General features: G+C 68.4%; 24 protein-coding genes. 8 read left to right on the top strand and 16 right to left on the bottom strand.

From position 1 onward, the window contains the following. Nucleotides 1-48: 48 nt before the first annotated feature. The 3 genes from PTQ19_RS04845 to PTQ19_RS04835 all read right to left on the bottom strand — a co-directional run bounded on the left by PTQ19_RS04845 (nt 49) and on the right by PTQ19_RS04835 (nt 2,382). Nucleotides 49-696 carry an HAD family hydrolase gene (locus PTQ19_RS04845; protein WP_274368662.1) on the bottom strand — a complete coding sequence of 216 codons (648 nt, stop codon included), beginning with the start codon at nt 694-696 and terminating at the stop codon, nt 49-51. Between the two features lie 173 nt (nt 697-869). Beyond that, a complete protein-coding gene (locus PTQ19_RS04840; RefSeq protein WP_274369032.1) occupies nt 870-1,553 on the bottom strand; it encodes an alpha/beta family hydrolase in 684 nt (227 codons plus the stop codon). Nucleotides 1,554-1,566: 13 nt separating this feature from the next. Beyond that, nucleotides 1,567-2,382: a general stress protein gene (locus PTQ19_RS04835; protein WP_274368661.1), complete on the bottom strand. Its 816-nt coding sequence runs from the start codon at nt 2,380-2,382 to the stop codon at nt 1,567-1,569. Between the two features lie 70 nt (nt 2,383-2,452). Here PTQ19_RS04835 and PTQ19_RS04830 point away from each other — a divergent pair, with 70 nt between their 5' ends. From PTQ19_RS04830 to PTQ19_RS04820, 3 genes are read left to right on the top strand one after another with little or no spacing between them, the layout of a single operon-like run. Continuing rightward, on the top strand, nt 2,453-3,715 hold the full coding sequence (locus PTQ19_RS04830) for a magnesium transporter (protein WP_274368660.1): 1,263 nt from the start codon (nt 2,453-2,455) through the stop codon (nt 3,713-3,715). A gap of 2 nt (nt 3,716-3,717) precedes the next feature. After that, the gene (locus tag PTQ19_RS04825) at nt 3,718-4,236 is read left to right on the top strand and encodes a DUF1003 domain-containing protein (protein WP_179411918.1); all 519 of its coding nucleotides are present in this window, start codon (nt 3,718-3,720) and stop codon (nt 4,234-4,236) included. Then, a complete protein-coding gene (locus PTQ19_RS04820; RefSeq protein WP_274368659.1) occupies nt 4,223-5,350 on the top strand; it encodes an Mrp/NBP35 family ATP-binding protein in 1,128 nt (375 codons plus the stop codon). The genes PTQ19_RS04825 and PTQ19_RS04820 overlap by 14 nt, the downstream gene beginning before the upstream one ends. A 30-nt stretch (nt 5,351-5,380) precedes the next feature. On the opposite strand, the gene PTQ19_RS04815 is transcribed toward PTQ19_RS04820, so the two are convergent. After that, nucleotides 5,381-5,785, bottom strand: coding sequence for a twin-arginine translocase TatA/TatE family subunit (locus PTQ19_RS04815; RefSeq protein ID WP_274368658.1), 405 nt, complete (start codon nt 5,783-5,785; stop codon nt 5,381-5,383). An 86-nt stretch (nt 5,786-5,871) separates the two neighbouring features. Here PTQ19_RS04815 and PTQ19_RS04810 point away from each other — a divergent pair, with 86 nt between their 5' ends. Beyond that, nucleotides 5,872-6,504: an O-methyltransferase gene (locus PTQ19_RS04810; RefSeq protein ID WP_206550184.1), complete on the top strand. Its 633-nt coding sequence runs from the start codon at nt 5,872-5,874 to the stop codon at nt 6,502-6,504. A 107-nt stretch (nt 6,505-6,611) separates the two neighbouring features. On the opposite strand, the gene PTQ19_RS04805 is transcribed toward PTQ19_RS04810, so the two are convergent. The 3 genes from PTQ19_RS04805 to dapE form a co-directional block, all read right to left on the bottom strand. Then, nucleotides 6,612-6,785, bottom strand: coding sequence for a DUF3117 domain-containing protein (locus tag PTQ19_RS04805; protein WP_274368657.1), 174 nt, complete (start codon nt 6,783-6,785; stop codon nt 6,612-6,614). A gap of 91 nt (nt 6,786-6,876) precedes the next feature. After that, a complete protein-coding gene (locus tag PTQ19_RS04800) occupies nt 6,877-8,112 on the bottom strand; it encodes a hypothetical protein (RefSeq protein WP_274368656.1) in 1,236 nt (411 codons plus the stop codon). After that, complete coding sequence (gene dapE, locus PTQ19_RS04795) at nt 8,094-9,167, bottom strand: succinyl-diaminopimelate desuccinylase (protein ID WP_274368655.1); 1,074 nt, start codon at nt 9,165-9,167, stop codon at nt 8,094-8,096. The genes PTQ19_RS04800 and dapE overlap by 19 nt, the downstream gene beginning before the upstream one ends. An 83-nt stretch (nt 9,168-9,250) precedes the next feature. Here dapE and PTQ19_RS04790 point away from each other — a divergent pair, with 83 nt between their 5' ends. Then, the gene (locus PTQ19_RS04790; protein WP_274368654.1) at nt 9,251-10,198 is read left to right on the top strand and encodes a DapH/DapD/GlmU-related protein; all 948 of its coding nucleotides are present in this window, start codon (nt 9,251-9,253) and stop codon (nt 10,196-10,198) included. A gap of 91 nt (nt 10,199-10,289) precedes the next feature. On the opposite strand, the gene PTQ19_RS04785 is transcribed toward PTQ19_RS04790, so the two are convergent. Further along, nucleotides 10,290-14,312, bottom strand: a complete 4,023-nt coding sequence (locus PTQ19_RS04785; protein ID WP_274368653.1) for a S8 family serine peptidase — start codon at nt 14,310-14,312, stop codon at nt 10,290-10,292. A 145-nt stretch (nt 14,313-14,457) separates the two neighbouring features. On the opposite strand from PTQ19_RS04785, the gene PTQ19_RS04780 reads away from it, so the two are divergent. Then, a complete protein-coding gene (locus PTQ19_RS04780; protein WP_274368652.1) occupies nt 14,458-15,429 on the top strand; it encodes a helix-turn-helix domain-containing protein in 972 nt (323 codons plus the stop codon). A gap of 236 nt (nt 15,430-15,665) precedes the next feature. After that, nucleotides 15,666-17,258, top strand: coding sequence for a DEAD/DEAH box helicase (locus PTQ19_RS04775; RefSeq protein WP_274368651.1), 1,593 nt, complete (start codon nt 15,666-15,668; stop codon nt 17,256-17,258). Between the two features lie 115 nt (nt 17,259-17,373). On the opposite strand, the gene PTQ19_RS04770 is transcribed toward PTQ19_RS04775, so the two are convergent. The 6 genes from PTQ19_RS04770 to PTQ19_RS04745 form a co-directional block, all read right to left on the bottom strand. Further along, complete coding sequence (locus tag PTQ19_RS04770; protein WP_179411351.1) at nt 17,374-18,693, bottom strand: citrate synthase; 1,320 nt, start codon at nt 18,691-18,693, stop codon at nt 17,374-17,376. Nucleotides 18,694-18,832: 139 nt separating this feature from the next. Continuing rightward, nucleotides 18,833-19,942, bottom strand: coding sequence for a succinyldiaminopimelate transaminase (gene dapC / locus PTQ19_RS04765; RefSeq protein ID WP_274368650.1), 1,110 nt, complete (start codon nt 19,940-19,942; stop codon nt 18,833-18,835). Further along, nucleotides 19,943-20,263, bottom strand: coding sequence for a ferredoxin (gene fdxA, locus PTQ19_RS04760; RefSeq protein WP_179411353.1), 321 nt, complete (start codon nt 20,261-20,263; stop codon nt 19,943-19,945). It lies immediately after the preceding gene. 47 nt (nt 20,264-20,310) lie between these two features. After that, nucleotides 20,311-20,721 (bottom strand): histidinol dehydrogenase, encoded by a 411-nt coding sequence (locus PTQ19_RS04755; protein WP_274368649.1) that lies wholly within the window; start codon nt 20,719-20,721, stop codon nt 20,311-20,313. 62 nt (nt 20,722-20,783) lie between these two features. Continuing rightward, nucleotides 20,784-21,098, bottom strand: a complete 315-nt coding sequence (locus PTQ19_RS04750; RefSeq protein ID WP_179411354.1) for an AzlD domain-containing protein — start codon at nt 21,096-21,098, stop codon at nt 20,784-20,786. Next, complete coding sequence (locus tag PTQ19_RS04745; protein WP_206550188.1) at nt 21,095-21,841, bottom strand: AzlC family ABC transporter permease; 747 nt, start codon at nt 21,839-21,841, stop codon at nt 21,095-21,097. Before PTQ19_RS04745 ends, PTQ19_RS04750 begins: the two co-directional genes overlap by 4 nt. Nucleotides 21,842-21,906: 65 nt before the next feature. Here PTQ19_RS04745 and PTQ19_RS04740 point away from each other — a divergent pair, with 65 nt between their 5' ends. Continuing rightward, nucleotides 21,907-22,452 carry a helix-turn-helix domain-containing protein gene (locus PTQ19_RS04740; protein ID WP_274368648.1) on the top strand — a complete coding sequence of 182 codons (546 nt, stop codon included), beginning with the start codon at nt 21,907-21,909 and terminating at the stop codon, nt 22,450-22,452. A 16-nt stretch (nt 22,453-22,468) separates the two neighbouring features. Here the strand turns inward: PTQ19_RS04740 and PTQ19_RS04735 are convergent, their stop codons facing one another. Continuing rightward, nucleotides 22,469-23,350, bottom strand: a complete 882-nt coding sequence (locus tag PTQ19_RS04735; protein ID WP_274368647.1) for a phospholipase — start codon at nt 23,348-23,350, stop codon at nt 22,469-22,471. Nucleotides 23,351-23,623: 273 nt separating this feature from the next. Further along, on the bottom strand, nt 23,624-25,534 hold the full coding sequence (gene typA / locus PTQ19_RS04730; RefSeq protein ID WP_274368646.1) for a translational GTPase TypA: 1,911 nt from the start codon (nt 25,532-25,534) through the stop codon (nt 23,624-23,626). Between the last annotated feature and the right edge of the window lie 68 nt (nt 25,535-25,602).

Raw genomic sequence — 25,602 nt, 5'->3', positions numbered from 1 at the left:
GTCGATGAGGAACTCGCGGGCGACCTGATCGCCCGCGAGTTCCTGTGTCTATGGGGTGCGGTCGAAGCGGCGAACGCCGCCCACGAGTGGCGCCCGTGGCGTCGCGTACTGAAGCAGCCCGGCAGCGTGCAGCGCCAGTCGCAGCCCGTCGATTCCGACGAAGTGGTGCGTCGGAATGCCGAGAGAGACGGCCCCGGCGAGTTTCGAGCGCGAGTCGTCGGTGAAGAACACCTCGTCCGGCTGGAGCGCAAGCGCATCGAGCACGTGCTGGAAGATCCGCACATCAGGCTTGACGAAGCCGATCTCCGCGGAGTTGAAGACGATGTCGACCCGAGAGGCTATTCCGAGCTCGTGCAGTTCCGTGCGGATCGTGTCGGTTCCGTTGGTCAGGACAGCAGTGCGGATACCCGATGCCCGAAGCTCATCGTTGAGCGCCAGCATCGACTCATCGGGCTCGGACGGGTGAGCCGCCCACTCCTGCGCAGCATCGGGACTACCCAGCACGGCACCGACGCGTAGCATCCACTCTGCCCGCGTCAGCGCTCCCCTCGTGACTGCGGACAGCAGCGTCTCTTCGAAAGCCGCAGAGTGGATGCTCCCACTCGCGAGACCATGCCGCGCTTCGATCTCTCCCACATGCGACGGGTCGAAGTGACGAAGCACTCCATCGAGGTCGAAGACAACCGCGCGAATCATGCTCTGCGTCCCCGGGTATGCGCCGTCATGCGTCCCAGCGTCTCACGCGTACGCTGGCGATCCAACAGTCACGGGGCGCACGTGGTCTGCGGTCACCGACCACGTGCGCGCGCATCGGGAGCAGTCGGCGCGAGCGCTCCGCGAACATCTTCCGCGGCCAGAAGTCGAAGCGACTACTCCCCCGTCGCAGACCGGCCGCGCTCGTCGATGAACTCTGCGACGAGCGGCGCCAGTGACGCACCGACTTCGTCCGCGGGACGCTTGCGCCCCTTCACCTCGAACGAATGCCCGCCGCCCTCGATCCACGCGATCCGGGCATCCTGGCACGCCGCAACCGCCTGCTCCAACTGCTGCACCGGCTGAACGAACGGGTCGTTCGTTCCCTCGACGAACAGTTGTGCGGGACGCACGGCGGGCAGATGCTCGATCCGCGGCTTCTCAGGCTTGCCCGGCGGATGCAACGGGTACCCGAGATACACCAGCCCATCCACTTCCAGCCCCTCAGCGACAGCCATCGACGCCATGCGGCCACCATAGGACTTTCCGCAGGCCCACACGGGCCCGGACGCCCCGTCGGCATCGGCACGAATCGCCGACACGACCGCGCGCCACGTCAGGATCGCATGTGCGGCAGGACCCGGCATACGCCGCCCCGCCTCGACGTACGGAAAATTGAACCGCACCGTCGTGAAACCGCGATCACGCAGCCCCGCAGCGAATCCCACCAGGAACGGATGATCCATCCCTGCGCCCGCACCGTGCGCGATGGCCACGGCGCCACGTGACTCACCCTCCGGGCGCTCCCACGCCGTCGATACCGAGATATCGCCGCTCGGCAACGCCACCTGCACGCTCATCGTCACGTCGACGTCAGCGGTCAGAGGTCTGCTGACCTGATGCACCGCCACTGGCATCAGACGCGTCACCGCCGGCTGCGGCATCCGAACTCGCGCCGTCTGAGGCATCCGATTCGGAGCCGGAGGCGCTTCCAGCCCCGGCAGCCGACTCAGCGACCGGCGCCGGAAGCGGCGGCGGGGGCGGCGGAGCCGTGTGCGGAGCGGGCGCAGCCACATGCGGAGCCGACTGCGCACGAGACGACTGCGAACTAGACGACTGCGAGCCAGCCGACGGCGCCCCGGTTCCCTGCGCTCCATCCGGGGTGATCCGCTCGCCATAGCGCGGCGGCTCGCTCAGATCGACCGGCGGCCGCGTCGACGCGGGCCGCACGTGCCCCACCACCTGACGTGCCTTGGCGAGCGACGCCGCCTGCACACGCACCTCGTAGTGGTCGGCGATCATCTGCGAGACACTGGCGAAATCCCGACGGCGCCGCACGATCGCGTACGTGATCAGACTCATGATCATGCCCAGCGCGACACCGACGAGCAGGAATCCGAGGAACAGCGTGATCGGGGCCTCGGGGTTGCCGAACAGCATGATCGCCGACAGCAGCAGACCGATCAGCACACCGTTGATCGCCCCCGAGCGAGCCGCCGCTGCATAACCGAGCCGGCCCGTCACGCGCTCGACAGTGCGCACCCCCTCACCGACGATCGCGATGTCCCGGGCAGGAACCTCGCCCGCGATCAGCTTCGACACCGTCTTCTGGGCGGCTTCGTAGTCGCGCGTCGACGCAATCACCTCACCGAGGTCATTGCCGGTCACCGGACGATTCAGCATGCTCATCCCGCCATTGTCCCATCGACACCTATCAGAGAGCACCGATCCCGCCGAAGCTCCGCACTACGCTGGAGCCGTGAGCACACAACGGGTCTTCGTCGCGCGATTGGCCGGATGCGCCGTGTTCGATCCCGCCGGCGACCGCGTCGGCAAGGTCCGCGACGTCGTCGTCGTGTATCGCAGCACCGCCGCACCGCGCGTCATCGGCCTCGTGATCGAGATCCCCGGGCGCCGCCAGGTGTTCCTGTCGATCGGGCGCGTCACCTCGATCCGCGCGGGTCAGGTCATCAGCACCGGTCTGATCAACGTGCGCCGCTTCCAGCCCCGGCACGGCGAGGTGCGCGTGCTCGCCGAGTTCCTCGGCCGGCGCGTGCGCCTCATCGACGGCTCAGAAACAGCGACCGTCGAGGACGCCGCGATCGAGCAGGACCGCCACGGCGAGTGGGCGATCACGCAACTGTTCCTGCGCAAACCGAAGACGAACCCGTCGCCGTTCGCGAAGGGCCCCACCGCGTTCGCCGCGTGGAACGAGGTCGCGGAACTGCGGATGCCCGGCGAGAGCCAGTCCGCCGAGCAGCTCGTCGCCTCGTACTCCGAGATGCACGCCGCTGACCTCGCCACCTCGTTGCTCGACCTGCCCCAGCAGCGGCGCATCGAGGTCGTCGGTGAGCTTCCCGACGAGCGCCTCGCCGACGCGCTGGAAGAGATGCCCGAAGACGACCAGGTCGGCATCATCGACCGGCTCGGCGACGAGCGTGCCGCTGACGTGCTCGATGAGATGGAGCCCGACGACGCGGCCGACCTTCTCGCGCAGCTGCCCCCGGAACGCCTCGAGCACCTCCTCGCGCTGATGGAACCCGAAGAGGCCGCTGACGTGCGCACACTGCTGCGATACGGGCCCGATACCGCCGGCGGGCTGATGACGACCGAGCCGATCATCCTGTCGGCCGATGCAACCGTCGCCGAAGCGCTCGCGCTCATCCGCCGGCATGAGCTGCACCCCGCCCTCGCGGCGGCCGTGTTCGTCACCCTGCCGCCGTTCGAGACCCCGACCGGACGCCTGCTGGGGGTCGTGCACTTCCAACGGATGCTGCGCTACCCACCGCATGAGCGCCTCGGCGCAATCCTCGACGACAGCCTCGAACCGGTATCGGTGGGAGCCTCGGCCGAAGAGGTCGCCCGCATGCTCGCCAGCTACGACCTGGTGTCCTTGCCGGTCATCGACGGCGCCCACCGCCTAGTCGGCGCCATCAGCGTCGACGACGTACTCGACTACCTGCTGCCCGACGACTGGCGTACCGCCGCGCACCCGTCCGAGTCTCCCAAGGGCGGTGCCTGATGATGGCCCGCTCCCCTCGCCTGGACACGCCCCGCAACCGCTCCGGCGGCCGCTCCACCGGGCGCATGCCCGCCCCATCGCGTGACAGGTTCGGCCGGTTCACCGAGTGGGTCGCCCGCGCCATGGGTACCCCGGCGTTCCTGGTCATCCTCACGCTGTTCTGCGCGGCGTGGATCACATGGAACACGGTCATGCCCGAGCCCGTGCGCTTCGACGACGCGGCGCTGGGCTTCACAGCGCTCACCCTCATGCTGTCCTTGCAGGCCTCGTATGCGGCGCCGCTGATCCTGCTCGCGCAGAACCGGCAGGATGACCGCGACCGCGTGCAGATCGAACAGGATCGGCAACGCGCCGAGCGCAACCTCGCCGACACCGAGTACCTGGCCCGCGAGATCGTGGCCCTGCGACTCGCCCTCGAGGAGCGCAGCTCGCAGACGGTGACCCGCGACGTGCTGAGACACGAGCTGAAGGCCATGCTGGCCGAACTGCAGGACGAGGAGAAGACAGATGACGCTCGCTGACCGCGTGCGCACCGCCGTCGCCGCCGTCAGCGACCCCGAGCTGCGCCGCCCGATCGGCGACCTCGACATGGTGCGCGACATCACCGTCGAAGGCGAGACCGCACGCGTGGGCATCGTGCTCACCATCGTGGGATGCCCTGCCGCCGCGCGCATCGAGAAAGACGTGCACGATGCGGCAGCGTCCGTTGCGGGCATCGCCCAGGTCACGGTCGAGGTCGGTGTCATGACACCTGACGAGCGCCGTGCGCTGACCGAGAAGCTCCGCGAGGGCCGCCCGGCCCGGCAGATGCCGTTCGGTCCCGACTCACTGACCCGAGTGATCCTCGTCTCCAGCGGAAAGGGCGGCGTCGGCAAGTCGACCCTCACCGCCAACCTCGCCGTCTCGCTCGCCCGGCAGGGGTTGCGCGTGGGACTGGTGGATGCGGACGTGCACGGCTTCTCCATCCCGGGCTTGCTGGGCATCGCACCGGGCACGCAGCCGACGCGCATCGACGATCTGATGCTCCCGCCGGTGGCGCACGATGTGAAGACCGTCTCAATCGGTATGTTCCTGCGCGAAGGCGAGGGGGCCGTCGCATGGCGCGGGCCGATGCTGCACCGCACCGTGCAGCAGTTCCTCACCGACGTGTTCTTCGGCGACCTCGATGTGCTGCTGATCGATATGCCCCCGGGGACGGGCGACGTCGCCATCTCGATCGGGCAGCTTCTGCCGCACGCCGAGGTTCTGGTCGTCACAACACCGCAGCCGGCTGCGTCCGACGTCGCGATCCGCTCGGGACTGGTCGCCCGCCAGACGGGCCAGCGCGTGATCGGCGTCGTCGAGAACATGTCGGGATTCACCCTCCCCGACGGCACCGTGCTCGATCTGTTCGGTGCGGGCGGCGGCGCGCAGGTCGCTGCCGCGCTCAGCGCAGATGCGGATGCCGCGGATGTTCCGCTCCTGGCATCCATCCCGCTCAGCCCGACGCTGCGGCACGGGGGCGACGTGGGCGTTCCCGTCGTCCTTGATCAGCCCGACGACGTGGCCGCGCAGGCCATCAGCTCCCTCGCCCGTGACATCGCACGCAACGGTCGCGGTCTTGCCGGTCGCCCATTGCCTCTGACTCTGAACTGAGCCGGCCGGCCGACGCGCGCACCGGTCGGATCAGGTGGCTTCGGCGTCGAACGGGGGCGGCGTTGCTCGTGAGAACGCGGTGCGTGTCATCGGCGGACGCGCCGGCGCCGTGGGGTCGCTCGTAAAGGGATTGCTCGTGGCCGGGGTCGCCGCCGGTGACGGCTTCTGCTCGAAGTCGGGCTCTTCGATCAGCGCATCGCGGATGATCCTGCGCGGGTCGTACTGCCGCGGATCGAGCTTGCGCCAGTCGACCTCGTCGATCTCGGGCCCCAGCTCGTCGCGCATCTTGCTGCGGGTGTCACGCAGATACTCGCCCGCGCGCCGCACGAACTTCGAGAACGCCTCGGCGGCCTTCGGCAGCCGCTCCGGGCCGATGATGAGCACAGCGACAAGGCCGATCAACAGCAGCTTGTCCATGTCCAGGCCCCAATTCATCACACCAGGCTACCCGCCGCGCCTCCCGTTCTGAGCCACCGGGTGCGCCTACGCTGTCAGTAACCCGTTTTTCCAGGAGAAGCACCATGAGCGAGCACGACGCGAACGCCCGATTCGCCCGCGAAACCATCGTGGAGCCGTCGGCGATCGCCCGCGCCCGCGCGCACGGCGTCGAGCTCGGCGCCACCCCGATCAGTCCCGGCGTCGGCGCCCAGTGCGCCGTGCTGGCCGCTGCGGTCGGAGCCCGCTCCATCGTCGAGATCGGTACCGGCGCCGGTGTCTCCGGCCTGTGGCTGCTGCGTGGCGCTCCCCAAGCGGTGCTGACCACGATCGACAACGAGCCCGAGCACCTGGGCGTCGCACGCCAGTGTCTCGCCGAGGCGAAGGTGCCACCGTCGCGCACGCGGTTCATCACCGGTCGTGCCGCTGATGTGCTCCCCCGCATGAACGAGGGCGCCTACGACATCGTGCTCGTCGACGCCGACCCCGAGAACGTCATCGAGTATGTGGCCCACGGCCTGCGCCTGGTGCGCACCGGCGGGCTCGTACTGATCCCCCGTGTGCTCGCCGGAGGCAAAGTCGCCGATCCTGTGCAGCGCGATGCGGTCACGACGGCCTACCGCTCGCTCATCCAGGAGACCCAGGAGTCTCAGGCGGTGATCGCCGCGCTGTCGACGACCGGCGAAGGACTGCTGCAGCTGGCGCGAGTCGCCGACTGATACCGGAGCGCGCCCCCAGCCACGAAGAAGATCGAAGACACGAACAAGAGCGAAGACGCGAAGAAGGGCGATGGAATCCTCCATCGCCCTTCTTCTGTGCGTTGTTGTCAGGCCGCTTTCACAACGGCAGCCAGCACGTCGTGAAGCTCCTTCGCTTCATCGTCGTTCACGGAGACGACCAGACGGCCGCCGCCTTCAAGCGGAACCCGCACGATGATGAGTCGCCCTTCCTTCACGGCCTCCATCGGTCCGTCGCCGGTCCTCGGCTTCATCGCTGCCATCGTGGCTCCCTTTCCTCGGTGGTATGAGACCACTTTATCGGTATGGATGGGGTCCTACGCGCGTAACCACACGATATATCGCGGTATGACGCTAGGGCACCTGCCAGTACGTCTGCGCTGAGCCGTACATTGCGAGGATCCACAGTGCCTGAAGAACCAGGCACAACAGCAGCACTCCCCACCGGTAGATCCGCGATTTCGGCACGCCCAGTGCTCCCGCGAGCGGCACCAGTGGAACCAGCAGGCGGAACGTACTCGACTGAGGGAAGAACACGGCCAGCAGATACAGCAGGTAGCTGGCGCTCCACAGCCGGATATCGATGCCCAATCGTCGTACGGCCCGCGCGCGCAACAGCATCCATGCCGCCCCCGCGACGAGCGCGAGCAGAAGGATCCAGCCCATCCACGCCGGCATCCCCCACTGCTGCGCCCAGAACTCCGCACCGCGCACGAACCCCTCGAAGGGAAGGAAGTGCGGGTTCGGGTCTTCCAACCAGTTGCGGCGCCACGACAGCTCGGTCTTCAGGTAGGCGCCCGGGTCTCGGGTCACGACACCGGCGATCACCTGCCAGCTGAATCCGACGACCGTGGCCAGCGCGCCGAGCGCGACGATATGCACCATGTCGCGCACGGGAAGCGGCTCGCTGGTGCGACGCACCCAGCGCGCGATGCCGTGCAGCCCGAGGAACAGCGCGAAGGCGAGGATGCCGGGGCGTGTGAACCCCATGACCGGAATCAGCAGATACACCCACGCGTATCGGTGCCGGGAGACCAGGTCGATCGCGATCAGCAACAGCATGAGGAAGAGCGACTCGGCGTAGCCGACCTGGAACAGTGCCGCGAGCGGACCGTTCGCGAAGAACGCGACCGCCCACAGCGCCGCCGTCACCCCGATCCGTCGTCGGAGCAGGCGATACAGCGCGAGGCAGGCGAAGAAACCAGCGGTCAGCGAGATCAACAGGGCGCCGACGCCCCAGTCACCCAACCCGACGAACTTCGCGAGATAGGCGTAGACCGGCATGAACGCCCAGGCGTTCTCGGTGACCTCACCCGACGGGGTCAGCGGCAACGTCGACGGGTAGCCGTTCTCGGCCACCCACCAGTACCACTGCGCGTCCCACCCGAGCACGTACTCGCCGAGCGTGGGTTGGATGCCGAACCTCGACGACGATGACGACAGGCTCGATGCCAGCATCAGCAGGCCAGTGGTGACCAGTCGCGCGCACAGATAGATGATCGCGATGCGGCCGACCACCGGCATCCGCTGCCAGGCGCGCAGCGCCGACGATCCGCCGCGCCCGCCGGCGGTCAGAACCCGCTCAGCCACGCCCGCAGCCCGCGCTCGACGTCGTCGATCTGCGCGACCGGCACACGCTCCTCATCGTGGTGGGCCAGGTGAGGATCCCCGGGACCGTAGTTGACGGCGGGGACGCCCATCGCCGAGAAGCGCGCCACATCGGTCCAGCCGTACTTGGCGTGAGCCTCTCCCCCGACGGCGGCGAGGAAGCGCTGGGCGATCGGAGCGTCCAGCCCAGGACGCGCGCCGGCGGCAGCATCCGTGAACTCCACCTCGAATCCGTCGAAAGCGCTGCGTACATGCGCTTGCGCGTCGTCGATGCTCTTGTTCGGGGCGAAGCGGTAGTTGACCTCGACCTCGCAGAGATCGGGGATGACGTTCCCGGCGATCCCGCCGCGGATACCGACGGCGCTCAGCCCTTCGCGGTACGACAGCCCGTCGACGTCGATCGTGCGCGCGCGGTACTCGGCCAGCCGCGCGAGAATCGGAGCGGCCCCGTGGATGGCGTTCTCGCCCACCCACGAACGCGCGCTGTGGGCGCGCACACCGTGCGTGCGCACGATGGCGCGCAGGGTGCCGTTGCACCCGCCCTCGACCCGCCCGTCCGACGGTTCGCCGAGGATGGCGAAATCGGCGGCGAACAGGTCAGGACGCGCTGCCGACAGCAGGAACAGGCCGTTCTGCGACTCATCCACCTCTTCGTTGTCGTACCACATCCACGTGATGTCGACACCGGGATCGACGAGCTCCGCGGCGAGCTTGAGCTGTACGGCCACTCCCGCTTTCATGTCGACCGTGCCGCGCCCGTGAATGTACGCCTCGCCGTCGATGACGACGTCGCGCGTGGGGACGTTGCCGTTGATCGGCACGGTGTCGATATGGCCGGCGATGACCACCCGCTGCGGGCGTTGGAGGTTCGTGCGGGCGACGACCGTGTTGCCGTGCCTACTCACCTCGAGGTGGGCGCAACGCGATACCGCCGTCTCGATCTCGTCGGCGAGCGGTTTCTCACCGCCGGACACGCTGGGGATGTCGCACAGCGCGCGAGTGAGGTCGGCGGCGGATGCGGTCAGATCGAGCACCATGCGCTCCAGCCTATCGACGCACACCGCGCGCCGCCGGTGCGAACGCGCGCGCTGCCGCGGCGAGCGCGCGTTACCGTAGAAGGATGAGCAGCGTATGGGGCATCGGTCTGGCGACGATCACGACGGCGGAGTCCGCCGCACCCGACACCGTGCTCGACGCGTGGTTCGCCCGCGTCGGTCTCGGCGAGTCGGATGCCGACGACGACCCCGCACTCGAGTCGTACGCCGGAGCCGACGAGCGCCGCGCCGTGCGCACCGAGATCGTGCGTCTGTCGATCGATCTCGACGCTCCGGTCGCCTCTACACCGGACGCGTATCTGCGTCTGCACGCGCTCTCGCATCTGCTGGTGCGTCCGAACGAGATCAATCTTGAAGGCATTTTCGCTCACCTTCCGACGAACGCGTGGACGAACGGCGGCCCGATGCTGCCCCAGGACGCTGCCCGCCTGCGCCCGATGCTGCTGCGCCACGGCCTGCAGGTACAGGGCCTCGACAAGTTCCCCCGGCTGACCGACTACGTGCAGCCCGAGGGTGTGCGCATCGCCGACGCGTCGCGCGTGCGCCTGGGCGCGCACCTGTCGCCGGGGACGACCGTGATGCACGAGGGTTTCGTGAACTTCAACGCCGGCACCCTCGGGCCGGCGATGGTCGAGGGGCGTATCTCGCAGGGCGTCGTCGTCGGGGCGAACAGCGACATCGGCGCGGGTGCCTCGATCATGGGCACGCTGTCGGGCGGCGGCAGCCACCGGGTGTCGATCGGCGAGCGGGCCCTGCTCGGCGCCAACGCCGGCATCGGCATCTCGCTCGGCGACGACAGCGTGGTCGAGGCGGGGCTGTATGTCACTGCCGGATCGAAGGTGGTGCTCAGCGACGCGCCACGCACCGCCGACGGCACGCGCCCGACCGTCAAGGCGACCGAGTTGTCGGGGCGCCCCGGCGTCCTGTTCTGGCGCAACTCGGTCACCGGCGCGATCGAGGCGAAGGCGCGCACCGGTCACGGCGTCACGCTGAACGACGCGCTGCACGCCTGAGCGCACGGGTTCTTCGAGACCGAACACACCGCAACGGCGCCGCCGGGAGAGTTCCCGACGGCGCCGTTGCTGTCTTGCTTCAGGACGCGAGTCAGTCCGCGAACGACGCGAGCACCTCGTCGAGCGTGATGCCCTTGTGCTTGCTCTTCGGAGTCGGAACCGTGTCGGCGGTGGGGTTGCGCACGAGGTAGTTCATCTCGACATAGGCGAGATCGTCGGCATCCACCGTGCCACTGAAGTCGACGTCGGCGGCACGCGCGTCGGTTCCCCGCGCATCGCGGATGGCGATGGCGTCGAGAATGTCGACGGCGTCGTCGCCGTTGACATCACCGGCGACCATCGAGGCGGTGAAGGTCGCGGTTCGGCCGGCGAGCCCGCCGTCGCTGTCCTTCGTCGACAGCGCCAGCGGCTGGTACCACGTGAAGTGCCCCGGCAGTGTGATCGTCATCCGCCACGGCTGGTCGCGCAGTGGAACGCCACCAGCCTCAACCGATCCGCTCGCGCCGATGGTCATCGAGCGCGTCGTGCCGTCGGATGCCGTCAGCGTGGCCTCGGCACCCACGGTCGAGTGGTCGAGGTCGCGGTCGGGGGCGCCCGCATCGGTCAGCAGCCCCTGGGCGAAGAATCCGCCGCTGGCAAGGCCGGTCGGAGCCACGGCCGCGACCTGATCGAACGCACGCTGCATCTGCACGCCGGCGCCGCCGGTGGTCTTCACGTAGGTGCTGACCGTCGCGAATCCGGTCGTCTCGGCGGCGACCGTGTCGGCCACCTCGAACACCATGTCGATCAGCGGAAGGTCATCACCGGTGTACTCCTTCGGGCCGTCGAACACGATCGGCACGCTGAGCTTGCTGACGCCCGAGCTCGTCTCAGTCACGGTCATCTCGCCGGCGATCCTCCCGTAGTCGGCGAACGCGTCCTGCGCGACCGGACGGATGTTCGTCGTGTCACGGGGCTGGAAGTATGCTTCGAATCGCATCTCGCCGAAGTCACTCGCATTGTGCGTGGTGAACGACATCGTCACGGTGTCGCCGACGCGTGCCGACGTCTTGTCAGCATCGCCGAGCACGTACGCCTGCGTGTCCTTGAACCACATCGTCTGGATGCGTCCGCCGATGTTGCCGGCCGCATCGACGCCGAGGAACCGGTGCGACTGCACCGCGCTCGGCAGCAATCCGATGTCCGTCGAGAAGCCACCGTCAGCGGCCGGGGCGATCGACTTGTAGGGCATGATCTGGGCCGAGAACAGCTGGATGCTGTTGTCGCTCTGGTCGATGTCGATGCCCGCCGCACGGATCGTCTCGACGTCACCGTCGACGAGCGAACCCGTCAGCGGGAAGCTCGACTGTCCCTGAGTGAACTCGTGCACCGAGTCGGTCTCGTAGGCGGCGGTGAACTGCGGCGCCGTGACATCGACGTAGAAGTCGACCGTTCGCGAGAACTCGGCACCGTTGTCGTCGCTGCCGACAGCACGCAGCGTGTGCAACCCGGGCGCGACCGTGGCGATCTTGTGCGAGATCGGGAAGTCCTTGTCACCTGTCAGCGGCAGGTAGTCGCCGTACCAGGCGAACGGTCCGTAGCGCAGTCCGTCCTTCATCAGCGACGGGTCGATCCCGCCGACGTAGCCGATGTCGGCGCCGCTGTCGGCGTCCACGAGGAAGAGATCGAGCGTACGAGACGGCGTTGCCACACCCAGCGAGAACTTCGCGGCGGGGTCGTACGAGTCGGCAACGGTCGTCATCACCGGCTTGATCATCGTGAAGTCCGAGATCTCGGCGTCGTCGACGCGCAAGCCGAGCGGCAGGCGCAGCGGCTCGTCGTCGTCGGGGACGGTCACGAGGACGAATGCCCCGTAGGTGCCGTCCTCAACGCCGGCGGGCACCTCCACGGTCACCGTGACCTTCTTCGTCTTCCCTGCCCCGACCTTGACCGACGACGGAACGTCGACGCGGATGCCCGAGGCGACGATGTCGCCGGTGCCGGCACCGTGCGCGGTGTCGTACGACAGTTCGTACGTCTGCGTGCGCGAGCCGTGGTTGGTGACCTCGATCGTGCGGCTGATCGTGCTCCTCGCCGTGGCGGGTGCCATCCCCAGCGACAGCGCTCCGGTGATGTCGTCGATCGCCTTGACGCCGCGCTGTGCCGGCATCCACAGCTCATCGACCACCTGCACGTCGACCGTGCTGGCAACGGCCTGCCGCGGATCCACCTGGCCGGCTCCCGATTCGAACACGCCGCTGTCATCGCGAAGATCATCGGCGGTGTTCATCAGACGCGTCTTGACGTCGGCAGGAGACAGCTCGGAGTCGGCCTGCAGCATGAGTGCGGCGAGCCCCGCGACGAACGGCGTCGCCATCGACGTGCCCGACTTGCGGCCGTACGCCTCGCTGTAGGGGATGTCGGCCTTCGGGTCGACGTCCCAGGTCGGGACGGTCGACATGACCGAGACGCCGGGAGCGGTGATCTCGGGTTTGATGTCGGTGGTGCCGTTGGCCGGTCCCCTCGAGCTGAAGCCCGCCAGGCGGTCGGCCTCGGTCGTCACCGTGTCGAACTCGCCAAAGGTGACCTCTCCGACTCCGTCGACCAGCGCGCTGCGCACCGCTTCGCCTGCGTCTGCCGTCGTGCCGAACGTCGGAACGTACCCGTCGTTCTCGCCGAGGTACACATCGATGGGCCCTTCGGCGCGGTTGTTGACGACGATCGCACCGGCGGCACCGCGGTTGCGTGCGTTGGCGACCATGTCGTTGAACGTGATCGCACCGCGCTGGATGAGGACGATCTTGCCCTTGACGTCCTTTCCGCTGTAGCCGGCGGGCTTGCCGTCACCGACGTCGACCAGTGCGACCGTGAGCCCGGCGAGGTCGGTGACCGAGGCATCATCGCGCTTCTGCGCGATCACGCGCAGTCCGGCGACGGCTGAGCCCACGGTCGCGTCGGTGGTGGCGAGCGTGAGCGGGCTGTCGTTCGCGCCGACGGTGAGGGCGAGCGCCGAGCTACCGGGAGAGCCGAGCGTCGCTGCTCCGCCCTCACCATCGTTGCCCGCTGCAATGACGGTGGTGACGCCGGCCAGGGTGAGGTTGTCAGCGGCGATGCTCAGCGGGGAGCGGTGGTCGTTGTACGAGCCGCCGAGCGACATGTTCACGATGTCCATGCCGTCGGCGAGCGCGTGCTCCATGCCCTCGAGGATGTCTTCGGTGGTGCCGCCGCCGTAGGGGCCGAGCACGCGATAGGCGTACAGGTCGACGTCCGGCGCCACTCCGTAGGCGCTGCGGCCGCCGAAGGTCTTGTCCTGGCCGGCGATGATGCCCGCCACATGCGTGCCGTGACTGGTGTAGTAGGTGGCGCCGCGCACCTTCTCGGGGCGGCCGGAGCCCTTCCAGTCGTCGTACGTGGTTTCCATCGGGTCGTCGTCATCGTCGACGGCGTCATAGCCCCCGCGGTAGGCGTCGGCGAGCGCCGGGTGCCGGTAGTCGATGCCGGTATCGAGCACACCGACCTTGATACCGTCGCCATCGATCCCCTCGGCGCGCAGCGCGGCGACCTCGTCGTACGTCGCGCCCCCACCCGTGACTCCGGCCTCGGCATCCGCCTCGGGAAGATCGACAGTGAACGTCTGATTCGGCCACACCGACGCGACGTCGGATGAGGCGAGCAGCGCGCGGACGTCGGTGCCCTTGGCACGCACGACCACGGCGTTGATCGCCTGGTCGTAGCTGCGAACGACCTTGATGCCGTTGCCCTGTGCGTGGGCGCGCAGACGCTTCTGCGAGGCGGCAACGGCGCGCTTCGCGTCGGCCGCCGAGAGCTTCTCGCCGTCGATCTTGGCGAGCGCTCGAGCGGTGGCCGGTGCGGGCTGGTGCAGTACGACGACGAAGTCCGCGACCTCGGCGGATTCCAGGTCGACGCCGTCGGCGATCCGGATCTCATCGGGGCGCTCGAGTCGCACGGATGCAGCGAGCGCGTGCCGTTGGGATGACGTCGTGGCGGTGAGCACATCGGAGGCATCCGGCTGCGCGGCGAACGCTGACGACGGCACGAGCATTGTGCCGATCATCGCCGTCGCCGCGACGGCTGCCGCGCCGATGTGGCGGCGGGTGTGGGGGCGGGGGGACATGGGTGACTCTCCTCGGGAGTGAACGGGTGTCTGGCACAACAGTGCCACTCATGAATGGGCGTATGGTGGCGCATATACGACATGGCCATTTCTCGTCGCCCTCCGGCGTCGACGGGGCCACGTCCGAGCCGCGAGAGTGGAGGACATGATGGGACTGGACGTGCTGGGTCTCGGCATCGTCGAACACCGCATCTACGAGCACCTCGTGCGTCACCGCGCGCTCTCTGCCGCCGACCTCGCGATCGAACTCGGCCTGCGCGACGCACAGGTCGGCTCGGCGATCGACGCGCTCACGACGCGCGGGCTGGTCGCGCGAGAAGGTCCGGCGCCGGGCCGCCTCATCGCCGCACCGCCCGACGTTGCCCTCGGCGGCCTGATCCTCGACCACGAGGACCGCCTCCGACAGGCACAGGCAGAGATGCTCGCGCTGGAGCAGCTGTACCGCAACGCCGGCACGGGCGAGGCCGACGTCGTAGACATCGTGCGCGGCAGCGAGGCCGTCGGGCACCGTTTCAACCAATTGCAACGCAGCGCACGCAGCGAGGTGCTGCTGTTCGTCAAGGGCGACATCGTCGCGATCGACCGCGAACAGAACGTCGAGGAGGAGCTCGCGCATCAGCGCGGCATCCGGTATCGGTACGTTCTCGAACGCACACGCCTGGAAGCACCCGGCATGCTCGACGCCGTGCGCGGTGCCATCGAGGGTGGTCTCGACGTGCGCGTCGCCGGCTCGCTCCCCACGCGCATGCTCATCGTCGACCGCACGATCGCCATGGTGCCCTCGGCGGCGGACGGCGAAGACCAGTCCAGCGGCGCCCTGCTGCTGCACGCCGGAGGACTGGTCGGACTCGCCCTCTCACTGTTCGAGCGCACCTGGCAGGCCTCATCACACCTGATCACCCGCGACACCGGCGATATCGAAGAAGTGGACCTTGATGCCGAGGAGCGCGAAGTTCTCGCCCTGATGGATGCGGGACTGACCGATCGCGCGATCGGGCTACGCATGGGCAGCTCGGTGCGCACCGTGCAACGCCGGGTGCGCGAGCTGATGGACCGGGCCGATGTCGACACACGTCTGCAGCTCGGCGTCGCTGCCGTGCGTCGCGGCTGGTTGTGAGGCGGCAAGCTGTGAGCGCACGTCGGGTCTCTCGACGCGGTGTTGCTAGACTTGACAGGTCGTCCGCTCAGCGGGCGATGCGTCGTCGACACGGAGTCTGCGAAGACTGACAGCGAGCATCACGCTCCCCTACCGGCATCCGACCGGCCTTTCGCACGGCGAAACGATGCGCACGCCTGCGCCGTCGCCCACCCTCGACCTTCCGCACGCTCTCGCGTGCCTCCTGGAGTTCTCCTATGCCTACCTTCCTCGAACTCGGCGTGCCCGCCGCTCTCGCGAACGTTCTCGCGGCCGACGGCAAGACCGAGGCGTTCGCCATTCAGCGCGACACGCTGCCCGATTCCCTGGCCGGGCGCGATCTGCTCGGCCGCGGCCGCACCGGCAGCGGCAAGACCATCGCCTTCGCCCTGCCGCTGGTCGCTCGCCTGGCAGAATCAGAGACGCGGCGCCGTCCGGGGCACCCGCGCGGCCTCGTGCTCGCCCCCACCCGCGAGCTCGCAACGCAGATCGCCGCGACCATCACCCCGCTCGCCGCGGCCACCGGCATGCGCGTCACCACCATCTTCGGTGGCGTCAGCCAGCGCCCGCAGGAGCAGGCGATGCGCGGCGGCGTCGACATCGTCGTGGCTTGCCCCGGCCGGCTCGAGGACCTGATGAAGCAGGGCGTCGTCTCGCTGGATGCCGTCGAGATCGCCGTGCTCGACGAGGCCGATCACATGGCCGACCTCGGCTTCCTCCCCGGAGTCACCCGCATCCTCGCAGCGACCCCGAAGAACGGGCAGCGCCTGCTGTTCAGCGCGACCCTCGACCGCGGCATCGACGCACTGGCCAAGCGCTTCCTGCACAACCCCGTCAGCCACGAGGTCGACGAGGCGAGCGTGCCGGTCGGCGAGATGACTCACCGCGTGCTCGTGGCCGCCGACGCCGACGCGAAGAAGGCGCTCGTGCAGGATCTGGCCTCGGGCCTTGGCCGCCGCATCCTGTTCACCCGCACCAAGCATCACGCGAAGAAGCTCGCCAAGCAGCTCACCGCGGCGGGCATTCCCTCCGTTGATCTGCACGGCAACCTGGGCCAGAACGCCCGTGAGCGCAACCTCGCAGCCTTCGGTGCCGACCCCTCCGCCGGTGGCGTGCGGGTGCTGGTGGCAACCGACGTCGCCGCCCGCGGTGTGCACGTTGACGACGTCGAGCTCGTGGTGCACGTCGACCCGCCCGTCGAGCACAAGGCGTACCTGCACCGCTCGGGCCGCACCGCGCGCGCCGGTGCCGCGGGCACCGTCGTCACGCTGATGCTGCCCGAGCAGCGCCGCGATGTGAACGACCTGCTGCGCAAGGCAGGCATCAAGGTCGCCCCCGAGCCGGCGACCGCAGACGCCGTCGCCGAGCTGGTGTGCGAGCGCGCACCGCACGTCAAGCCCGCTCCGCCGCAGCCCAAGCAGCCGCAGGGCAAGAAGAAGAGCAACGCCCAGACGGGGGCCGGCACCGCGACCGGCGAACAGGCCGCAGGCCGTTCGTCGCGACGCCGCCGCGGACGTAGCGGCGCCCAGGCCGGTGCGCAGGCTGGTGCACAGAACAGCGCGTCGACGGGCGGCGCCCGCGGCCAGCGCGGCGAGGGTCAGCGCGGCGAGGGTCAGCGCGCGCAGAACCCGTCCCCGCAGCCTCGGGGTGAGCGTCAGGCTCCGCGCGATCAGGCTGCACGCGGACAGCACGCTCCTCGCGCCGAGCGCGCGCAGCAGAGCGGTTCGTCCCGCCCGGCCCACGGTGGCCCGACCGCAGGGTCCGGACGCCCGCAGGGCTCCCGGCGCGTCAGCCGCCCCCAGGGTCGCTGACGACTGCCCCGCTGGGTCCCGCTTGCCGCGCCGGCAAGCGGGACCTTTTGCTACGGGAGCCGGAAAACACAAAGCCCCCGCCGTCCGAGGCAGGGGCAGAGCGTGACGACGCGGATCAGCGCGTCGGGAAGGTGCGCTCCGGCGAACCGATGTACAGCTGCTGCGGGCGGCCGATCTTGTTCTGCGGGTCGAGGTTGAGCTCGCGCCACTGCGCCAGCCAACCGGGCAGACGACCGATGGCGAAGAGCACCGTGAACATGCGGGTCGGGAAGCCCATGGCCTTGTAGATGACGCCGGTGTAGAAATCGACGTTCGGGTACAGGCGACGCTCCTTGAAGTAGTCGTCGGCGAGGGCGATCTCTTCGAGCTCCTTGGCGAGGTCGAGCAGCGGATCGTTGACGCCGAGCGATGCGAGCACCTCGTCCGCGGCCTCCTTGACGAGCTTCGCGCGCGGGTCGTAGTTCTTGTAGACCCGGTGGCCGAAGCCCATGAGCTTGACGCCCTCTTCTTTGTTCTTCACGCGCTCGACGAAACGCTGCACGCTCTGACCCGATTCGCGGATCTGGCCGAGCATGGTGAGAACGGCCTCGTTGGCTCCGCCGTGCAGCGGGCCCGACAGCGCCTGAATACCGGCCGAGACCGAGGCGAACTGGTTGGCACCGGTGGAACCGACCAGGCGCACGGTCGAGGTCGAGGCGTTCTGCTCGTGGTCCTCGTGCAGGATCAGCAGCAGCTCGAGTGCCTTCGACATCACCGGGTTGACCTCGTACGGCTCAGAGAGCACACCGAAGTTCAGCTTGAGGAAGTTGTCGACGAAGCTCAGCGAGTTGTCGGGGTACAGGAAGGCCTGCCCGACGCTCTTCTTGTGCGCGTACGCGGCGATCACCGGCAGCTTGGCGAGCATGCGCACCATGTTCAGCTCGACGTGCTCGGGGTTGTTCGGGTCGGTCTGCCCCTCGTAGTAGGTCGACAGTGCCGCGACGGCCGACGAGAGCACCGACATCGGATGCGCCGTGTGAGGCAGCGCCGAGAAGAAGCGCTTGAGATCTTCGTGCAGCAGCGTGTGCCGGCGGATGCGCTCGTCGAAGTCGGCGAGTTCCGAGGGTGTGGGCAGTTCGCCGTAGATGAGCAACCAGGCGACCTCAAGGTACGAGCAGTTCTTCGCGACCTGCTCGATCGGGTATCCGCGGTAGCGCAGGATGCCCTTGTCGCCGTCGATGTAGGTGACGGCCGACTTGGTCGAGGCGGTGTTGACGAATCCGTAGTCGAGGCCGGTGTACCCGGTCTGGCGGGTCAGCGTCGAGAAATCGATGCTGTCGATTCCGCTGGTTGCGCGCAACAGGGGGAACTCCGCCGTCGTGTCGCCGATCGAGAGAGTCGCCTTCTCGGGCTGAGCTGCGCTCACGCCAACCTCCTGCTGAATCAGTATCGTCATGGGGCGATGGCCACGGGGCACCGACACGAGGCCGCGGGCTCCGCACATTCACATCGCTTTTACAGCCTAGCCGTGCGTTCGGCCTACTGTGACATCCACCAAAAGATCAGCGCAGCTTGCGCGCGATCCACACAAAGCCTCAGGCGGATGTCGTCAACCGCGCCGCGGCCTGCTGCACGCGCTCCGACGGTGCGGTCAGCGAGAGGCGCACGTGCTGTGCCGAGTGCGCACCGTAGAAGTGCCCGGGGCCTGCCAGGATGCCGAGCTCTGCAAGCCGCCCCATCGATTCCCAGGCGTCGCGTCCCTCGGTCGCCCAGAGGTACAGTCCCGCTTCGGAGCCGTCGATGCGGAATCCCGCGGCCTCCAGAGCCGGTACGAGCGCGTCGCGGCGTTGCCGGTAGAGCACTTTCTGGGCGGCGACATGCGCGTCATCGCCCAGGGCAACGGCCATGGCGTGCTGCACGGGCGCTGGCGGCATGAGTCCCAGGTGCTTGCGCGCCGTGAGAATGCCGCCGACGACGCGTGCACAGCCCGCGATGAATGCCGCACGATAGCCGGCGAGGTTAGACTGCTTGCTCAGCGAGTACACGCTCAGGAGGTCTGATCGCGTGCCACCGGTGACCCGTGGGTCGAGAACCGACGGGATCGGCTCGTGTCGCCAGGGGCCGTCCCACCCGAGTTCGGCGTAGCACTCGTCACTCGCGAGCACGGCGCCGAGTTCACGGGCGCGCTTCACTGCGACGCGGAGCTCGTCGAGCGTCCAGGTGCGCCCGTCGGGGTTGCCCGGAGTGTTGATCCAGATCAGCTTGGAGCCCTCTGGCCATTCGGCCGGGTCGTCCGCGGCGACGGGCGTCGCGCCGGCGACCGTCGCACCGACGGCGTACGTCGGATACGCCACTCGCGGATGCACGACGACGTCGCCTTCACCGAGCCCGAGCAGGGTCGGAAGCAGGGCGACGAGTTCTTTCGACCCGATCGTGGGCAGCACATTCGCTTCACGCAGGTCGGGCACGCCGCGTCGCCGGGCGTACCAGTCGACGATCGCTTGGCGCACGCTGGGCGTTCCGGTGGTCTGCGGGTACGCGTGCGCGTCGGTCGCCTCGGCGAGCGCCGCGCGGATCACTTCCGGCGTCGGGTCGACCGGCGAGCCGATCGAGAGGTCGACGAGTCCGTCGGGATGCTGGGATGCGCGCTCACGGTACGGGACGACGGCGTCCCACGGGTAGTCGGCGAGGTCGCGGACGCTCACCTACTCCCCCTGCGGGGGGAGCACGGAGACCACGGGGTGGTCGAAGTCGTAGACGCCGACCTTCGCGGCACCGCCGGGCGAGCCGATCTCGTTGAAGAACTCGACGTTCGCCTTGTAGTAATCGGCCCATTCCTCGGGCAGGTCGTCCTCGTAGTAGATCGCCTCGACGGGGCAGACCGGCTCGCAGGCGCCGCAGTCCACGCACTCGTCGGGGTGGATATACAGCATCCGATCCCCTTCGTAGATGCAGTCCACGGGGCATTCGTCGACGCAGGCGCGGTCCTTGACATCGACACAGGGAAGGGCGATCACGTACGTCACATGATCAGTCTACGACCCCCGCGGCGCAGGGCGCCCCGGGGCGGCGGTCAGGACTCGGGTGTGCGCGGCGTCGTCGATGTCGACATCGATGACGAGAGCGCGCGCAACCGACTCGTGTCCGGCCACATCACCGTGAGCAGGACGATCCCCGACGCGACGTACATCCAGATGTTGCCCAGCGGCGTATTCGGCACGACGACCGATCCCCCGGGCCCGCGTTGCGAGATGATCAGGATCAGCGCCATCATGCCGAGCCCAGCGGCGAGCGCGGCCCAACGGTCGCCGGTCAGCGCGCGCAGGGCGATCAGCAGCGCGGCGCAGCCGATGGCACCGACGATCATCCCGACCGGTACGGGGCCGAGCATGAAGCTGTGCGCGATGGTGGCCGCGACGCCGTAAACGGCGCCGACGAGGGCTGCTGCCAGCCAGGACAGGCCACGGGAGAAGATGCTGCGCACAGCTCAACCCTAGTCGCCCGCGGGCTGCGAGCACCTGCGCGTCGGAACGTCGGACGCTACCGTCAGGCCGCCCAGCCGAGCATACGCAGCAGTGCCGCCACGGCGGCGGCGGCCGCGACGACGACGATGAACGACTGACGCATCCACAGCAGCCCCGCGGCGACCAGCACGGCCGGCAGCCTGGCATCCACCACCACGGCCTGCCCCGCGCCCAACGATTGCACGGCGACGAGGGCTGACAACAGCGCCACGGTGAGCAGGTCCGAGATACGCGCCGGGCGCGGTGCCTCGAGGACGCGCGCGGGGATCAGATAGCCGAACGCTTTCAAACCCACGCAGATGCATGCGGCGAGCAGTACCGCGCTCCAGACGCTCATGCCGTGACCTCCTCGGACGGGGTCCGATCATCTTCGCGGCTGAACCAGTTGAACCACCCGACGATGATCGCAACGACGGCGGCCACCAGCACCGGCAGTCCGGGCATGAGAAAAGGGGTGAGCGAGCCCGCCACGACGGCGGCGGCGACGCCGACGGCGATCGCCTGTCGCTGCTTCAGTCGCGGCCACAGCAGCGCCAGGAAGGCTGCCGCGGCGGCCGCATCGAGCCCCCAGGCCTTCGGGTCGCCGAGCACGTCGCCCAACAGCGCTCCGGCGAGGGTCGTCAGGTTCCACCCGATGAAGACGCCGAGTCCGGTGATCCAGAACCCGAGCCTGCGCAGTCGTGTCGAGCCCTGCGAGATCGCGACGGCGGTGGACTCGTCGATGGTCAACTGCGCAGCCGCCGTGCGGCGCCAGAAGCCCTCGCCGATGATCGGCGACATGCGCATGCCGTAGGCGATGTTGCGCACGCCGAGAAGCGCGGCCGACGCGACGGCTGATGGCAGGGCCGCCATCCCGCCGGCGCTGAAGACGCCGATGAAGGCGTACTGCGATCCGCCGGTGAACATCACCAGGCTCAGCACGCAGGTCTGCCAGACATCAAGACCGGAGGCGACGGCGAGCGCGCCGAATGAGATGCCGTAGGCGCTGGTCGCGATGGCCACGCCCAGCCCTTCGCGCCACACTTCACGCGCGGCCGCGCGATCATCGATGACCGCCGGTGTTCGATCCGTTGAACGCATGCCCATCATTCTGAACGATGCGCGTGATTCAGTCAAACCGAACGAACGTTTGACATACTGAACAGATGGACCTGCGCGAACGACTCGCCCACTCCCTGCGCCGCGAACGCGAGGCAGCCGAGCTGTCGGTGTCGGAGCTGGCGCGACGCGCCGGCGTATCAAAGGCGACAATCTCGCAATTGGAGAGCGGCTCCGGCAACCCGAGCGTCGAGACGCTGTGGGCCATCGGCGATGCCCTCGGCGTGCCGTTCGCGACACTGGTCGAGGAGCGCACGACAGCACCGCGTCTGATCCGCCTGGGCGATCACGCCGGCGTCCCTTCCGCCGCAGCCCCGTATCTGGCGACGCTGCTGTCAGCCGCGGCCCCCGGCACCCGCCGCGACATCTACCTCATCCAGGCAGAGCCCGGCGAACCACGCCGTTCGCTCCCCCACCACGTCGGCACCACCGAACACGTCATCCTGATCAGCGGTGAAGCACTGATCGGCCCGACCGAGGCGCCCGTGCTCATGCATCCCGGCGACTACCTCTCATACGCCGGCGACGCAGCGCACGTCTTCGAGGCGCACCTTCCCGGCACGAGCGCCGTACTGGTGTCCGAGCTGCGCTGACGCGCGGCGATCGACGTCAGTACCAGTTGACGGCCTGCGAATGCCCCCACGCGGCACAGGGAGAGCCATACGCGCGCTGGATGTAGTCCAGCCCCCACGAGATCTGGGTGGTCGCGTTGGTACGCCAGTCGCTGCCTGCAGTGGCCATCTTGTCGCCCGGGAGTGACTGCGGGATGCCGGTGGCACCACCGTTGGGGTTGTACGCCTGGTAGTCCCAGCCGGATTCCTTGGTCCACAGCGAGACCAGGCACGAGAACTCTCCCTCGCCCCAGCCATAGCGCTCGGCGGCCATCGCTCGTGCCGTCGCCTTCGCGCCATCCGGCGTATTGGCGGCCGCCTGCGCCTCAGCGGCACGACGGGCGTCTTCGGCTGCCTTCTTCGCCGCCTTCTCCGCGGCGATACGTTCGGCCTCGGCCTTGAGCCGGGCATCCTCGGCGACCTTCATCTCCTTCGCCGTCGCGAGCGCATTCTGCAGAGCAGAGGTGCGCCCCTGTACAGCATCCGCTTCGCGGTCGACCGCCGCAGTGAGCTCGGCGACACGGTCCGCGGACAGACCGTCGGTGTCGGACAGCGTGTTGACGTTGCTGCGCAGCTCGACGAAGTCCACCGCCGTCGCCACGGATCCCGGCTGCACCTCAGAGGCGAGCACGACCGTGTTCAGTGCCTGCGCATTGACGAGCGCGAGCTTGCCGTCTTCGACAGCATCCGCCGCCTCTTCCAGCGCCGTCTCGCTCGGCACGGCGCCGAGCGCGGCCGGCGCGTAGACGATTCCGGCGGCGACACCGGCGAGGATCGCGGCTCCCGCGGCGAGCCAGCTCATCGGGCGGCGCTTCGTCGACGGGGCAGAGGCTGTGGCGGCGGCCCGACGGGACGCGCGGCTGATCTGAAGGTGGGGCATGGGTTCGACTTTCGGGTCGCCGTCGGCCCGGACCCGCTGGGGGCTGCTCATCGGGAGCGAACGCCCGGGCACGAGAGACGAGTCTGACGAACCCACCTGGACGAAACCCTGCCCTCACCTGGACAATCCTTGACCACCGCCCGAGAATCCGCACCGCAGCCTCAAGGGAAGATGTGTTATGGGTTCGTTACTTTAGTGGCGGCGGACGTTCGCACAGCGCGAAGGCCCCGCATGCCGGATACGGCGTGCGGGGCCTTCGAGAGCTGTCGCGACTTACGCGTTGGCGTCCTGGCGCTTGAGGCGGGAGGCCTCACGCGCACGGGTGGTCTGATCGAGGTTCACCTTGCGGATACGCACGACCTCGGGGGTCACCTCGACACATTCGTCGTCGCGCGCGAACTCGAGGCTCTCTTCCAGAGACAGCTCACGCGGCGGCGTCATCGACTCGAACGAGTCGGCGGTCGCCGAACGCATGTTGGTGAGCTTCTTCTCCTTGGTGATGTTCACATCCATGTCGTCGCTACGCGAGTTCTCGCCGATGACCATGCCCTCGTAGACCTCCTGCGTCGGCTTGACGAAGAACGACATGCGCTCCTGCAGGGCGATCATGGCGAACGGTGTGACGACACCCGAACGGTCAGCCACGATCGAGCCGTTCTGACGCGTGGTGATCAGGCCGGCCCAGGGCTCGTAGCCGTGCGAGATGCTGTTGGCGATACCGGTGCCGCGCGTCGTGGTCATGAACTCGGTGCGGAACCCGATCAGACCACGGGCCGGTACGACGAACTCCATGCGCACCCAACCGGTGCCGTGGTTGGTCATGCCCTCCATGCGGCCCTTGCGGTTCGCCAGCAACTGGGTGATCGCGCCGAGGTACTCCTCGGGGGCATCGATGGTGAGGTGCTCGAACGGCTCATGCGTCTTGCCGTCGATCTTCTTGGTAACCACCTGGGGCTTGCCGACCGTGAGTTCGAAGCCCTCGCGTCGCATGTTCTCGACGAGGATCGCCAGCGCCAGCTCGCCGCGGCCCTGGACCTCCCAGGCATCCGGGCGCCCGATGTCGACGACCTTCAGCGAGACGTTACCGATCAGCTCGCGGTCGAGGCGGTCCTTCACCATGCGGGCGGTGAGCTTGTGGCCGCGCACCTTGCCGACCAGCGGCGAGGTGTTCGTACCGATGGTCATCGAGATCGCGGGGTCATCGACATGGATCTGCGGCAGCGCGCGCACGTCGTCGGGATCGGCGATCGTCTCACCGATGGTGATGTCCTCGAAGCCGGCGATCGCGACGATGTCACCGGGGCCCGCCGACTCGGCCGGGTAGCGCTCCAGCGCACGGGTCATCAGCAGCTCGGTGATACGCGCATTGGCCATGGTGCCGTCGGCACGCACCCAGGCGACCGTCTGCCCCTTCTTCAGCGTGCCGTTGAACACGCGCAGCAACGCGAGGCGGCCCAGGAACGGGCTGGAGTCGAGGTTGGTGACCCAGGCCTGCAGCGGCGCCTCGTCGTCGTACGACGGAGCGGGGATGTGCTTGAGGATCGCCTCGAACAGCGGCTCGAGGTCGTCGTTGTCGGGCAGGTCACCGTTGGCGGGACGGTTGAGCGATGCAGCGCCAGCACGACCCGATGCGTAGACGACGGGCACGTCGAGCAGTGCGTCGACGTCGAGGTCGGGAACGTCGTCGACGAGATCGGATGCCAGACCCAGCAGCAGGTCCTGTGCCTCGGCCTCGACCTCGACGATGCGCGCGTCGGGGCGGTCGGTCTTGTTCACCAGCAGGATGACCGGCAGCTTCGCCTCGAGCGCCTTGCGCAGCACGAAGCGGGTCTGCGGCAGCGGCCCCTCGGACGAGTCGACCAGCAGCACGACGCCGTCGACCATTGACAGGCCGCGCTCGACCTCGCCACCGAAGTCGGCGTGACCGGGGGTGTCGATGACGTTGATCGTCACCGGCACGTCGGTGTGAGCACCGTTGTAGGTGATCGCGGTGTTCTTCGCGAGGATCGTGATGCCCTTCTCACGCTCAAGATCACCGGAGTCCATGGCACGCTCGTCGACGTGGGCATGTTCGCCGAAGGAGCCCGTCTGGCGGAGCATCGCGTCAACGAGCGTGGTCTTGCCGTGATCGACGTGTGCGACGATCGCGACGTTTCGGAGATCAGAGCGGAGGGCGTGCGCCATTGAGGTTCCTAAGCGGGGTGGGATGTGATGGATGTGCCGCTTGTACTGAGCGAGCCTCAGCGAGACGA

Origin of the sequence: Microbacterium esteraromaticum (assembly GCF_028747645.1) — a bacterium.
Taxonomy (GTDB): domain Bacteria; phylum Actinomycetota; class Actinomycetes; order Actinomycetales; family Microbacteriaceae; genus Microbacterium; species Microbacterium esteraromaticum_C.
This window is presented reverse-complemented; position numbering and strand designations above follow the sequence as displayed.

Coding starts and splice junctions, on each gene's coding strand:
- PTQ19_RS04845 (WP_274368662.1), bottom strand. CDS start 696: ATGATTCGCGCGGTTGTCTTCGACCTCGATGGAGTGCTTCGTCACTTC.
- PTQ19_RS04840 (WP_274369032.1), bottom strand. CDS start 1,553: ATGAGCGTGCAGGTGGCGTTGCCGAGCGGCGATATCTCGGTATCGACG.
- PTQ19_RS04835 (WP_274368661.1), bottom strand. CDS start 2,382: ATGAGCATGCTGAATCGTCCGGTGACCGGCAATGACCTCGGTGAGGTG.
- PTQ19_RS04825 (WP_179411918.1), top strand. CDS start 3,718: ATGGCCCGCTCCCCTCGCCTGGACACGCCCCGCAACCGCTCCGGCGGC.
- PTQ19_RS04820 (WP_274368659.1), top strand. CDS start 4,223: ATGACGCTCGCTGACCGCGTGCGCACCGCCGTCGCCGCCGTCAGCGAC.
- PTQ19_RS04815 (WP_274368658.1), bottom strand. CDS start 5,785: ATGAATTGGGGCCTGGACATGGACAAGCTGCTGTTGATCGGCCTTGTC.
- PTQ19_RS04810 (WP_206550184.1), top strand. CDS start 5,872: ATGAGCGAGCACGACGCGAACGCCCGATTCGCCCGCGAAACCATCGTG.
- PTQ19_RS04805 (WP_274368657.1), bottom strand. CDS start 6,785: ATGGCAGCGATGAAGCCGAGGACCGGCGACGGACCGATGGAGGCCGTG.
- dapE (WP_274368655.1), bottom strand. CDS start 9,167: ATGGTGCTCGATCTGACCGCATCCGCCGCCGACCTCACTCGCGCGCTG.
- PTQ19_RS04790 (WP_274368654.1), top strand. CDS start 9,251: ATGAGCAGCGTATGGGGCATCGGTCTGGCGACGATCACGACGGCGGAG.
- PTQ19_RS04785 (WP_274368653.1), bottom strand. CDS start 14,312: ATGTCCCCCCGCCCCCACACCCGCCGCCACATCGGCGCGGCAGCCGTC.
- PTQ19_RS04780 (WP_274368652.1), top strand. CDS start 14,458: ATGATGGGACTGGACGTGCTGGGTCTCGGCATCGTCGAACACCGCATC.
- PTQ19_RS04775 (WP_274368651.1), top strand. CDS start 15,666: ATGCCTACCTTCCTCGAACTCGGCGTGCCCGCCGCTCTCGCGAACGTT.
- PTQ19_RS04770 (WP_179411351.1), bottom strand. CDS start 18,693: ATGACGATACTGATTCAGCAGGAGGTTGGCGTGAGCGCAGCTCAGCCC.
- PTQ19_RS04750 (WP_179411354.1), bottom strand. CDS start 21,098: ATGAGCGTCTGGAGCGCGGTACTGCTCGCCGCATGCATCTGCGTGGGT.
- PTQ19_RS04745 (WP_206550188.1), bottom strand. CDS start 21,841: ATGCGTTCAACGGATCGAACACCGGCGGTCATCGATGATCGCGCGGCC.
- PTQ19_RS04740 (WP_274368648.1), top strand. CDS start 21,907: ATGGACCTGCGCGAACGACTCGCCCACTCCCTGCGCCGCGAACGCGAG.
- PTQ19_RS04735 (WP_274368647.1), bottom strand. CDS start 23,350: ATGCCCCACCTTCAGATCAGCCGCGCGTCCCGTCGGGCCGCCGCCACA.
- typA (WP_274368646.1), bottom strand. CDS start 25,534: ATGGCGCACGCCCTCCGCTCTGATCTCCGAAACGTCGCGATCGTCGCA.